We start from the raw sequence: 11,698 nt of genomic DNA on the forward strand, positions 1-11,698 counted from the left end.
TATGGAACAGGATTTTTTTGAACAACGTACCGACTTAAGCCAGCTAAATGAAGCTGTTAATCTTATAAAAACTACCTTAGGTAAAATTATAGTAGGGCAACAGGACACGATTGAACTATTGATAACCGGCTTGCTTGCCGATGGGCACATGCTGATAGAAGGCGTGCCCGGCATAGCCAAAACCTTAACCGCCAAGTTACTGGCTAAAAGTATCGATGCACAGTTTTCACGCATCCAATTTACGCCCGATTTAATGCCGTCTGACGTATTGGGTACCTCTATATTCAATCCGAAGACCGCTGATTTTGAGTTTAAAAAAGGGCCAATATTCGGTAATATTATTCTGATTGATGAGATTAACCGCGCCCCGGCTAAAACGCAAGCTGCTTTGTTTGAGGTGATGGAAGAACGCCAGATAACCATTGATGGGCACAGTTTTAAAATGGAAGAACCTTTTGTGGTACTGGCAACCCAAAACCCGGTAGACCAGGAAGGAACCTATCGCCTACCCGAAGCCCAGCTCGATCGCTTTTTGTTTAAGATCGAGGTTAAGTATCCAACCTTAGAAGAAGAAATTGCTATTATAACACAACAGCATCAGCAAAAAACGACCGATCAATTAGTGGAAGTTAGCGCCGTGTTGTCATCACAGCAAATTATCGAAATGCGTAAACAGATCCGTAACCTGCATGTAGAGCCACGCTTGTTGGAGTTTACGGCTAAGGTTATACAGGAAACGCGCAAAAACAGCTCGCTTTATCTTGGCGGCTCTCCAAGGGCGTCATTGGCGATAGTAAACGCGTCGAAAGCAATTGCAGCAATCAACGGACGCGACTTTGTAACACCGGAAGATATTATTCGTGTAACGCCATCTGTTTTAAGGCACCGCATTATGCTTACACCTGAGAAAGAGATGGAGGGCATCTCGCCAGACGAGGTAGTGGCTCAAATATTTCAGAAAATAGAAATACCACGTTAGTGAAAACGTTTTTTACCAAATTTTATAAAAACCTTTTTCTTAACCGCCGGCTATTTGCCGGTTTGGCTATCTCGTCCCTGTTGTTTTTGATTGGGTTCTTTTTTCCATGGTTCAGCATAATTCCTGTAGTGTTTTTCTACGCCCTGATCATCCTTTTAATATTGGATTTGTGGGTACTTTATAGTTTAAAACAGGGCATTATAGCCACCCGTCAAATTGCCGACAAACTTAGCAATGGCGATGAAAACGAAATTGGCATTGTTATCAAAAGCCTTTATACATTCAAAGTAGACGTTGGTATTATTGACGAGATTCCTTTTCAATTTCAAAAACGTGATGTTTGGTTTCAAACTACATTAAAGCATCTCCAGCAACAAATTATACCCTACATGCTACGCCCGACAAAGCGTGGCGAATATGAATTTGGCAACCTGTTAGTGTATGTTAGCTCTCCGTTAGGCTTATTAAGTAGACGCTACGTTTTCAACGAATCGAAGGTTCTTCCCGTTTACCCCGCATTTTTGCAAATGCGTAAATATGAGCTAATGGCTATTTCAAACCGGTTAAATGAAATTGGAATCAAAAAAATCCGCCGTTTTGGTAATAGCGCAGAGTTTGAGCAGATCAAAAACTACGTACCTGGCGATGATTACCGTACCATCAACTGGAAAGCCACCGCTCGAAAGGGCGAGTTTATGGTAAACTCTTATATCGAAGAAAAATCGCAGCATGTATATTGCGTTATCGACAAGTCGAGGGTGATGAAGATGCCTTTTGAGGGACTGAGCCTGCTCGATTACGCCATAAACTCCAGCCTGGTGCTATCCAGCGTGGCCTTATTTAAGGAAGACAAGGCCGGACTGATAACGATATCTGACAAAAAGGGAGCTGTTATACCAGCTGATAACAGGCCTACGCACCTAAATAAAATTATGGAGGTGCTATACCGCGAGAAAACACGTTACCTCGAAACTAATACCGAACTATTGTACAATACCATAAGGCATACTTTAAAACAGCGCAGCCTGGTTGTATATTTCACCAATATCGAGAGCCTTTCGGCCTTAAAACGACAGCTTCCTTTCCTTAAACAGATCTCAAAATTTCATTTGCTATTAGTTGTGTTTTTCGAAAACACATCATTAAAAACACTAAGCGAAACACCTGCTAAAGATGTAGCAAGCATTTACACCAAAACTATTGCCGAAAAGTTTGTATACGAAAAAAAACAAATAGTTAAAGAGCTTAACAACCATGGCATACAAAGTATATTAACCTCGCCACAAAATCTAACGGTGAACACCATTAACACCTATTTTCAGATAAAGGCAGCCCAAAAAATATAACCCCCTAATTATTATATGAAACTATTAACACATTATTTAAGCAAATCAATAGCCCTATTTGCCTTAGTAGCGGTACTTCAAAGCTGCGACCTGATGCAAGAGAAACCGGGCATATGGAAAGACGATAAAATAGCCGAAAGCAAGAGGAAAGACTTCCACGAGTTAAATGATAAGCTATTAAAAAGCTTAAAAGATAACACACCCGACCAAACCGATTTTCTGCTCTCCAAAGACCTGCTTGAGAATAACTACCACAAACGAGTTGTAGAGCTTATAACCAATCAAATGAAACTAAGCGATTTTGCTTTAGATAAAGAATACTATGTGGTTAGCAAATTAAAGCATGGCAATTTTATACAACAAAATGCAGACAGCGCGGGCATAGCCTACACGCCGATTGCTAAAGAAATGTATATCGCATTTTTTCTACCTAAAAATGGAAGCGATAAAAAACTACTTACTGTGGTGTATGGTAAATTTGACTACGGTTGGAAGATAGATAAACTGGAATTCGAGCCTTACATAGCTAATGGCAAAACCTCTGCTCAACTCTATAAACTGGCACAAGACCAATACGCCAAAGGCTATTTGGTGGATGCTATAAACAACATGGCATTAGGCCGCAACTGTGATAGACCAAGCGAAGAACTGCCTTCTCCTCAAAATCGGGAGATGGGAATCTTATACGGCAAAATGATTAACGAAGCCAATGAAAAATATAAGTTCCCTTTTGTGCTTACCGAGATCCCGACCAAACCTAAAATACTACGAATTTTAAATCAGGCAATACCTCAAGGTACCTTTCCGGCAATCTACTACCTCTCTTCCATCAGTATTAAAGATACCGTAGCCATTAAAAAAGAGAATGAAAACGTCAAGAAAATAATAGGAAAGGTTATCCCGGGTATTGATAAGGATAAAGATTATCTTATTTACTATGTGTACGATAAAAAACCCAGCGCTGAAAGCAACTCATACAGCTTTGATATAATCGACAAGCTCAGATAATATAATAATCAATATTTTATAACAGTCTTTTAAAGTAATACTTTAAAAGGCTGTTATGTTTGTATCCTTTCGCCAACACGCGCTTATGGATACTCCATAGTCAAGAAAGTAATTAAACTGAGATAATTCTGGTTTAATTGTTTCAAATTCGATCGTTCTGTATTGTCATAAATAACCCTTAATAATGGCTTGTTTATACCTCTGTTATGCAAAGGTGAACAACTAGTTTTATTAAAAGATATCGATTATGAGTACCAACCCAAATACAACAGGTAAATCCAGCCTAACTGCCACTGTTGAAGTAAACACCCCCATTGAAAAAGTTTGGAAGTTATGGAATACGCCTGCCGACATTATGCAATGGAATAAAATGTCGGAAGATTGGCATACGCCCTACGCAGAGAATGACTTGCGACCTGGCGGTAAGTTTCTGTATGTTATGGGGTTGAAGGATGGGTCGTTCAAATTCGACTTTAAAGGTGTTTATGATGAGGTAAAAACTAACTGTTTGATTAGCTATACGCTCAACGACAATCGCAAATCCATAATAACATTTTCGGGCGATAATCCGGTTAGAATAACCGAAACATTTGAACCGGAGGACAACCTACCAGCTGAGGAACAACAAGGCTATTGCCAGGCCGTTTTAAATGTATTTAAGCGGTACGCGGAGTCGCACATCGACACCAAATAATATTTTGTTACAAAATATATAAAAAGTAAAAAGACTTTAAATCAAGAATTTAAAGTCTTTTTACTAAATAATAAGTTTATATAAAATTACATGCTATTGGGCATAACTTTATACTATTTGCCAAGCCATTTCTGCTCCAGCACTTTCATAAAATACCCACCAACTACGCTCCTCGCCTGGAAGCCCACCTGCTTACCGTTGGTGGTTTCGTGCCAATCGCTAAGCGGTACCCGGGTAGGTGTTTCCTGGGAATATTTGTAAACCGGGGCAACTAATGCCTCAAAGTCTGTGCGGTTGTTAGCAAGTCCTGCAGTCCATACAATCCAATCACTTTTGGTGTAAGTTTTACGACTATCCAAAGGTAAACCAAACTCATTTTGTTTAGTGAGATAATACTTTACCTCGGTATTGTAAACCGACTGTGGAAATAATTTTAAGCCCAGCATTTTATCCCAAATGATGTTGTACTTCTGGCTCCAGGTGTCCTTCTTATCAAACACTAAAGAATAGTGATCACCGGCATCGGCCATTTGCATCCACTTAGTCACCATGTCTTTGGCCATAGCTTTGTACTTGGCTGCGGTAGCCTTATCCCCTAACATGTCGGCCATATAAGCGTAACAGCCGATACCAACTATTGCCTTGGCAGATAAGTTGGCATTGCGAGCCAAATGCCCTGCAAAATCATCTGTACATAATTGGTTGGCTGGATCCAGGCCTTCTTTAGCAAGGTAATTGGTCCATTCAGTTAAAGTTTTCCAGTGCTTCTTAGCAAATAAGGCGTTACCCTCGGCTCTGGCTATTGCGGCGGTGAGGATAAGCATATTGCCCGATTCTTCTACCGGCATACCCTCGCCATAGGTTTGTCCGTTGGCAAGTGGATAAGCACCCAAATCGTGCGCTGCAAAGGGATGAGCAAACTTACCACTTTCGCTGAAGTAGAAGATGCCATTTAGCATGCCTTCCATCAGCTTGGGATTGTAGGTAAGATAAAGTGGCGCCGAAGGATAAGTAACATCGACTGTGTTAATAAAGCCGCCGCTAAAGTTTTCTTTCGACAGGAACAGGATCTCCCCTTTCGGACTTTTAACTAACGTATGGGCTGCAATACTTTGACGATAACCCAATACGCAAAGCTTTGCGTATTTATCGCCACCTGCTTTAACTGCGTTGCTGTACATCTGTGTGTTAAATGATTGGCATTTCTGTAACACCGAAGCGTAGCCCGTTGCCGCTGCTGCCAATACCTGATCGAACGTTTTGGTTTGCGCGTTTTGCCACCATGGTTTTAAGTTAGTATGGAAATACTGAACTGGGTTAATATCGTCATAACCTATCTCGACATATTTCTCTACAGCAGTGGTTCCTACTGAACCGAATGGAATCATGGTGTTAAGCACCAAAGATTTTCCTTGTTTTTCAGTCGTCTTAGCCTCACCGTTAAAAAAAGATTTAATTGCTTCTTTACCTGTGCTTACGTACTGTTTGGCACCTGTTGAATTTGGTACAGCAACGTATACGTACCCCCAATCGATGCGCACATTGTCGCCGGTTTTTTGAAGAACAGGCTGCTCTACCGTACCCGCTTTTAGAATAGACAAATTGTTGCTGCTGTACTGTTGCGTGGTCATATCCTGCACTGGTGTATTGCGTGCCAGATCTGTAGAGGCGCTGAAATACACCTTAACCTTATGCTGTTTACCATCGTTTGCTTTAACCTTATAAGTAATATAAGATACCGGCCTCGATAGTAAATTTAAGTCGTTAAGTAGCAGTGGCGAGGTAAACGTAACCTGTAAATCGGCAGCGCCGCACCTAAAACCATAAACGGTTTGTGTTGCTTTTAGCGTTACACTTGTTTGTTTTGCCAAGAGTAAATCGGCATTAATTTCGGGCTTTAGTTCATCGACTAAGCCTGCATCTATCCAGGCACCTCCGCCAGTGTTAGTACAGTGCATGGCTAATACGTTTTCTCCATCTTTTAACTTACCCGCTACGTCGTCAGGTAGTACGTAATATTCCAGGTCGCCGTTTGCACCGCTCCTGGTGTATATCTTTTCGCCGTTAAGAAAAATCTCTGCATCGTCGTCGTGGTGTAGTTTAAGATATAGCTTGTTAATAGCCGATTTCTTATAGTTAAACGACCGGCGAACCCAAATGTCTTTGCTAGTCCACATGGTTTTAGCAACAGCTTTATCATCACTAATCGGTCCTTTACCGGTTTTCCATTCAGCATCGTTAAAATCCGCATTGGCCCAGTTTTGCTGAGGCGCGGTTTCAACATACTTACAGGTGTACGGCGTTTCATCAGCGGCGGGCAAAATCGTTCTGTAACTAGCTGCCTCTTTACCCATAAAGCGGTAAAGCTTGCCATCCACATCAATTACACCTAATAATGATTGATCTTTTCCTGTCCAATGCTTTGTAGCAGAAGCGTTTAATTCATCTGTAAAAGACCAAACGCTGAGGTAGGTATTATGCGTAATAAGCGGGTATGCAGGCGCCTTTGATACCTGGGCAATGCCCGGCGAAGTAAGCGCCGCAAAAGATAAGAGATATATACTTTTGAATAATTTGTTCATAGGAAATGCTTTGCTTAGTGATTAAGCATCAAATAAATAATAGGATATAAATAGAACTGAGCGCCGGTTTTAAATCCCGGCACTCAGTATTTTATACGTTCTCCATGCCGTACTGGCGTAGAATTTCCGGTGGTACGCCTTTCCATTGATTAGGGGCGTTACCGGCATATTCAAGATCATGAAAGCCTATTTTACTGGTAAAGAATCCAGAGGCAGTTAAGTCGCGCATTCTGTTGAAGAAAGCCACGCCCTGCGCCATACCAGGTTTAGCTTTATTTGGATAGGCAATCATATCAATCAGTTGTATCTGCTGGTCCTTACTGCTGTCGGTAAATACCTTACCAAAGCGGTTTAATGATTGCATATCCAGCCAGCGTAAACCGCCGCGCATTGGTACTTGGTGCTCGGGCATATCTTTAACGATAAACTCAATAAACTCCGGCACTTTAGCATCAGAGGCACTGCCCGATTTCGCGTCTTTAGGGATAATAATATCGCCGAGCACCGTTATGGTTAGCATTTCTGCTTCAGTAAAAAACTTATCGGCGTTTAGCTTTTTATCGCGTTCTATTTCAAACGCCTGCCGGCCAGGTTCGTCAGCAGCGGGTTCGGTTGCCCCAGCTGTCTCATCGGCCTTTTTAGTATCTGTTTTACAGGCTTCCAGTAAAACACCTGCCGATAGCGTGGTTAAGCCTAATGCTTTGAGGGAGTCACGTCTGTTCATAATTTGTTGTATTGGGGCTTGTTAAACGTTTAATTTTTTTCTTTCCTGTAAAATGTATTCGGCAGTGCGCATTGATAGGGCTAGGATTGTCCAAGTGGCGTTTTTATCACCTTGCTGTACAAACGGAGCAGCATCAACTACAAAGAGGTTTTTACAATCGTGTGCCTGGCACCATTTGTTTAAGGCTGACTTTTTAGGATCATCACCCATACGCACTGTTCCTACTTCGTGAATGATCTTACCTGGCGCTTCGAGGCCGTAGTTAGTTTCAGGCCCTTCGGGACCGGCATAAATCGCGCCCATATTGTGCATAATCTCCTGGAAGGTTTCTTGCATGTGCTTGGCCTGCTTAATTTCTTCAGGAGCCCATTTGTAGTGGAAACGCAATACCGGGATACCAAATTTATCAACCACGTTAGGGTCTATCTCGCAATAGTTATCGTAGCGGGCAATAGCGGTACCACGTCCGGCCATGCCAAACTGTGTACCGTAAAATCTGCGATAATCATCTTTCAAACCTGCACCATAACCGCCTGCTTCTTTCATTTTACCATCACGGCCGGGTACCAAACCATTCATGCGGTGCATGCCAGAGCCGAAACCATAAGAAGGCATGTGTAAACCACCGCCATATTCGATATGGTAACCGCGGGGGAAGTCCAGTTTCTTATTATCTAACCACCACGGCGAGTAGATGTGTACGCTGCCTGCACCGTCTTCATTATAACGCTTACGATCCAGCAATTGAGGCAAGAAACCGCCGGCGCTTGATCCGGTAGAATCATGTATATACCTGCCCACAACACCACTGCTATTAGCCAAACCACCCGGATGCGCTGGAGATATAGAGTTAAGCAAGATCCTTGCCGACTCTGCCGCACTGGCACCAAGAATTACCGTTTTGGCATTTACCTGGTACTCCTGCATATCTTCTTTGTTGATGTATGATACGCCGGTTGCCTTACCCTCTGCATCGGTTAGTACTTCGCGCACCATGGCGTTGGTAATTACCTTGAGATTACCGGTTTTAACAGCCGGAATAACCAGGCAAGACGATGCTGAGAAATCACCATAAATTTTACAGCTACGGCCGCACTGTCCGCAATAGAAACATGGTGCACGGTCTTTATTGCCGGGCAGCGCTTCGGTCAATACAGCGCCGCGACCGGCAATAACGGTTACGCCTGCTTTTTGCGCACCTTTTTTGATGAAAAGTTCGTTGAGTCTTGGTTTTGGCGGGGCCATAAAGATACCGTCCGGATCGTTTTCCAAACCTTCCTTGGTACCATAGATACCAATAAGGCGGTCAACCTTATCGTAGTATGGCTTTACCTCATCATAGGTGATTGGCCAATCGTCGGTAAGGCCATCTTTCGCTTTAAAATCTTTTGGTCCCATACGTAATGAGATACGGCCCCAGTGGTTGGTTTTACCACCCAGCATCCGCGAGCGGAACCATTGAAAATCGGTTCCATCTTTTGTTGTGTAGGGCTCTCCCTCCAGTTGCCAGCCACCATAAGCGGCGTCAAAATCGCCGAAAGGGCGCGTTGTTCCTGCACCACGACGTGGAGATTCATACGAAAACTTTAACTGTTGCGAATCCTTTCGCGGGTCGAAGTATGCGCCGGCCTCCAGCATCAAAACCTTGATGCCTGCGTTGGCTAAAACATAACCGGCCATGCCGCCCCCGGCGCCCGACCCAACAATTACTACATCCCACGTAGTGGATGATTTTTTAATCTGCAAATCGCTCATATCAAATAAAATAAACGGCTACGTCTAAATATAAAAAAAGTGTCTTAAATAAATTTATAGCAGGTTTTTATCCCCCCTTTGCCCAACTAAGCCTTAAGTTCAAATCCCGGACGATATTCGCGTTTAATATACTGGTTAACAGCGTCAAAATTGGTAACTTTCATTAAATTATTATCCCAGGTTAATTTAATCTTGCCTCCTTGCAATTCGTGACCGCGAACAGCCAAATTTGCCATCAACAAGGCCTCGGTAAGCGGGCCCGCTTTATCAAAAGACGAACTTAATTCTGTTTTACCATACCCTGCCAGGCAACCCTCAACCCATTGCGCATAATGGCCTTCGGCGCCTCCAGGTACACGGGCCCATTTTTGAGGGGCACTTGCGGTTTTAGTTCGTTCTTTTGGCAACAATGTTGGTGCATCAGAATAGGTACTAGCGTACATTTTGCCTTTGGTACCTATGAATAACGTTCCGTTACCCTCTTCACCGCCAAAACTTTCGTTTGGCAATAGCTCTTCCGGTCTTTCAGGTTGTATCCCACCGTCCATCCAATGCAGCGTAACATCACCTTTTGTTTTCGCAGTTTTTGGGAAAGTTAAGGTAATGTGGCTCGATGGCGGACAGCTCTCGGGGAAGTGTCCTTCTTTAAATTCGTCTACATAAACGCTACCAACGCTGGCTTGCACATCCTTAGCATATCTTATATCGAGTACGCGGAAAGGCGCCTCAACCAGATGGCACCCCATATCGCCTAATGCACCGGTACCGTAATCCCACCAGCCACGCCAGTTAAAGGGCACTAATTTGTCTACATAGTCTTTTTTAGGTGCTGTACCCAACCAAAGATCCCAATCTAATTCTTTCGGGATGTTAGGATCTGGGGCAGGCCATTTAATACCTTGCGGCCATACTGGGCGGTTAGTCCAGCAGTAAACCGTGTGTACATCACCTATCAAATCGGCATCGTACCATTCAGATAGCATGCGGGTACCATCGTTAGATGATCCCTGATTACCCATTTGGGTTACTACTTTATATTTTTTGGCAGCTTCGGTTAACAAACGTGCTTCCCAGATGTCGTGCGTCATTGGTTTTTGCACGTAAACGTGCTTACCCAATTGCATTGCACGATAAGTGATAATGGCGTGGTTATGATCGGGCGTTGAGATAGATACGGCATCGAAGTTTTTATGCTCCTTATCATACATCTCGCGCCAGTCTTTATAATATTTAGCCTTAGGGAATGCTTTGCGCGAATTAGCCGCACGGCGGTCATCAACATCGCACAAAAAGCCAATCTCAGCTTTACCACTTTTATAGAAGTTAGCAATATCGCTTTGGCCTTTACCTCCCGCGCCCACACCGGCAATTACCAGGCGATCGCTTGGGGCAGTATACCCTTTACCACCCAGTACATAGCGTGGTACAATCATGATACCGGCTGCTGCCAGTGCTCCCTTTTTTATAAAATCGCGCCTTGAAGCATTTGGTAAAGTTTTTTCTTCATTAGTTTCCATAGGATCTTAGTTAGTTATGTTTTTCAGTTGTTGTAATCGTGCGTAAATCTCTATCATAGCCGCCTGGTCTATCAGGCGCATAGCGGGCTTTGAGCCCAGCATATTATTTTCGTCTCTTTCGGTAGCCCAAATGGCATCTGCATCCTGCTGGTAAAAGTCTATCCAGGCTTTGTTTTTATCCACCTTGTAAAGTTCTTCATAGCCGCGAAGCATTACCGCGTTAAACCAATACTCGCCGTTAGGCAAACGCCCGTCTTTGAAAAAATATTTGCGTCCGGCAGCGGCAATTCGTTGTGCTTCCGCCAGATATTTTTTCTCCCTCGTCATTTTATACAAAATCACGTTTGCCTGCAGCATAGTGCCGGTGTTATAGGTGTATTTGGCCTCAGCAATTTTCAGAGTTTTAGTATTGATGTTATCATAATAAAGGCCATCAGGTGCTTGCAGGCGTTTGTTAGTCCAATGATAAATATCGAACGCCGATGTTAGATAGTGGCTATCGTTAGTAAGTTGATATAATTGAAGAAGCACTAAAACACCTGGCCCATTTGAGCAGGTGTTTTTGGTAGATAAATCTCCTTCTTTCCAATACATACCACCACCGGTTACGGTGTCACGACCGCTAAGCATAAACTTGCAGATCATTTCAGAAACATCGAGATATTTCTTTTTATGATTACGTCTGTAAGCATCCAGATAAGCTATCGCGATCCATTGGTTATCATCATAAAAACGGCTGCTTAGCCGCTCCTTCGTAACATAATCCTGATAGGCAGGCACTGGTGGTTTATCACTATAGTACTGGTCTATTGCCTGTTCAATCGGCAGCATAAATTGCGCCTTAGGTGCTAATTCTTCCATTTCATTAGCCGCCTGCATGTAAGCACATAAAGGCCATAACCACGAGTGCAGATTTTCTCTCTTAATGCTATCCGTAGTTTCGAAATAAAGACCCGTTTTATCGTCGCGTATTTTAACATCGATGGCTTTTTTAATCAGCTCAATACGGGCCTGATAGTCGGGCAATTGTGCCTTCAAATCCGAAAACGTCAATAAGACTAGTATTATACTCAGCAGTCGCTTTTTCATCCTA

Annotated in this window: 9 protein-coding genes; 4 read left to right on the forward strand and 5 right to left on the reverse strand. The window is 43.1% G+C overall.

What is annotated here, in order from left to right; genetic code table 11:
• The first annotated feature begins 1 nt into the window (after position 1).
• The 4 genes from GSY63_RS23405 (at position 2) to GSY63_RS23420 (ending at position 4,027) form a co-directional block, all read left to right on the forward strand.
• Positions 2-979, forward strand: a complete 978-nt coding sequence (locus GSY63_RS23405) for an AAA family ATPase (RefSeq protein WP_166588266.1) — start codon at positions 2-4, stop codon at positions 977-979.
• Positions 979-2,325: a DUF58 domain-containing protein gene (locus tag GSY63_RS23410; protein ID WP_166588267.1), complete on the forward strand. Its 1,347-nt coding sequence runs from the start codon at positions 979-981 to the stop codon at positions 2,323-2,325. Before GSY63_RS23405 ends, GSY63_RS23410 begins: the two co-directional genes overlap by 1 nt.
• A 15-nt stretch (positions 2,326-2,340) precedes the next feature.
• Positions 2,341-3,333 carry a hypothetical protein gene (locus tag GSY63_RS23415; protein WP_166588268.1) on the forward strand — a complete coding sequence of 331 codons (993 nt, stop codon included), beginning with the start codon at positions 2,341-2,343 and terminating at the stop codon, positions 3,331-3,333.
• A 247-nt stretch (positions 3,334-3,580) separates the two neighbouring features.
• On the forward strand, positions 3,581-4,027 hold the full coding sequence (locus GSY63_RS23420; protein WP_166588269.1) for an SRPBCC domain-containing protein: 447 nt from the start codon (positions 3,581-3,583) through the stop codon (positions 4,025-4,027).
• Positions 4,028-4,140: 113 nt separating this feature from the next.
• On the opposite strand, the gene GSY63_RS23425 is transcribed toward GSY63_RS23420, so the two are convergent.
• The 5 genes from GSY63_RS23425 to GSY63_RS23445 form a co-directional block, all read right to left on the reverse strand.
• Positions 4,141-6,609, reverse strand: a complete 2,469-nt coding sequence (locus GSY63_RS23425; RefSeq protein ID WP_166588270.1) for a glutaminase family protein — start codon at positions 6,607-6,609, stop codon at positions 4,141-4,143.
• Between the two features lie 91 nt (positions 6,610-6,700).
• Positions 6,701-7,333, reverse strand: coding sequence for a gluconate 2-dehydrogenase subunit 3 family protein (locus tag GSY63_RS23430; protein ID WP_166588271.1), 633 nt, complete (start codon positions 7,331-7,333; stop codon positions 6,701-6,703).
• 21 nt (positions 7,334-7,354) lie between these two features.
• Positions 7,355-9,088, reverse strand: coding sequence for a GMC family oxidoreductase (locus GSY63_RS23435; protein WP_166588272.1), 1,734 nt, complete (start codon positions 9,086-9,088; stop codon positions 7,355-7,357).
• Between the two features lie 86 nt (positions 9,089-9,174).
• Positions 9,175-10,605 (reverse strand): Gfo/Idh/MocA family protein, encoded by a 1,431-nt coding sequence (locus tag GSY63_RS23440; RefSeq protein WP_166588273.1) that lies wholly within the window; start codon positions 10,603-10,605, stop codon positions 9,175-9,177.
• A gap of 6 nt (positions 10,606-10,611) precedes the next feature.
• Positions 10,612-11,694 (reverse strand): glycoside hydrolase family 76 protein, encoded by a 1,083-nt coding sequence (locus GSY63_RS23445; protein ID WP_166588274.1) that lies wholly within the window; start codon positions 11,692-11,694, stop codon positions 10,612-10,614.
• Positions 11,695-11,698 lie beyond the last annotated feature (4 nt).

Source organism: Mucilaginibacter agri, from assembly GCF_009928685.1.
Lineage (GTDB): Bacteria > Bacteroidota > Bacteroidia > Sphingobacteriales > Sphingobacteriaceae > Mucilaginibacter > Mucilaginibacter agri.

What these genes read in the sequence shown, in the direction of transcription:
- GSY63_RS23405 (WP_166588266.1), top strand. Translation starts at nt 2, where the DNA reads ATGGAACAGGATTTTTTTGAACAACGTACCGACTTAAGCCAGCTAAAT.
- GSY63_RS23415 (WP_166588268.1), top strand. Translation starts at nt 2,341, where the DNA reads ATGAAACTATTAACACATTATTTAAGCAAATCAATAGCCCTATTTGCC.
- GSY63_RS23420 (WP_166588269.1), top strand. Translation starts at nt 3,581, where the DNA reads ATGAGTACCAACCCAAATACAACAGGTAAATCCAGCCTAACTGCCACT.
- GSY63_RS23425 (WP_166588270.1), bottom strand. Translation starts at nt 6,609, where the DNA reads ATGAACAAATTATTCAAAAGTATATATCTCTTATCTTTTGCGGCGCTT.
- GSY63_RS23430 (WP_166588271.1), bottom strand. Translation starts at nt 7,333, where the DNA reads ATGAACAGACGTGACTCCCTCAAAGCATTAGGCTTAACCACGCTATCG.
- GSY63_RS23435 (WP_166588272.1), bottom strand. Translation starts at nt 9,088, where the DNA reads ATGAGCGATTTGCAGATTAAAAAATCATCCACTACGTGGGATGTAGTA.
- GSY63_RS23440 (WP_166588273.1), bottom strand. Translation starts at nt 10,605, where the DNA reads ATGGAAACTAATGAAGAAAAAACTTTACCAAATGCTTCAAGGCGCGAT.
- GSY63_RS23445 (WP_166588274.1), bottom strand. Translation starts at nt 11,694, where the DNA reads ATGAAAAAGCGACTGCTGAGTATAATACTAGTCTTATTGACGTTTTCG.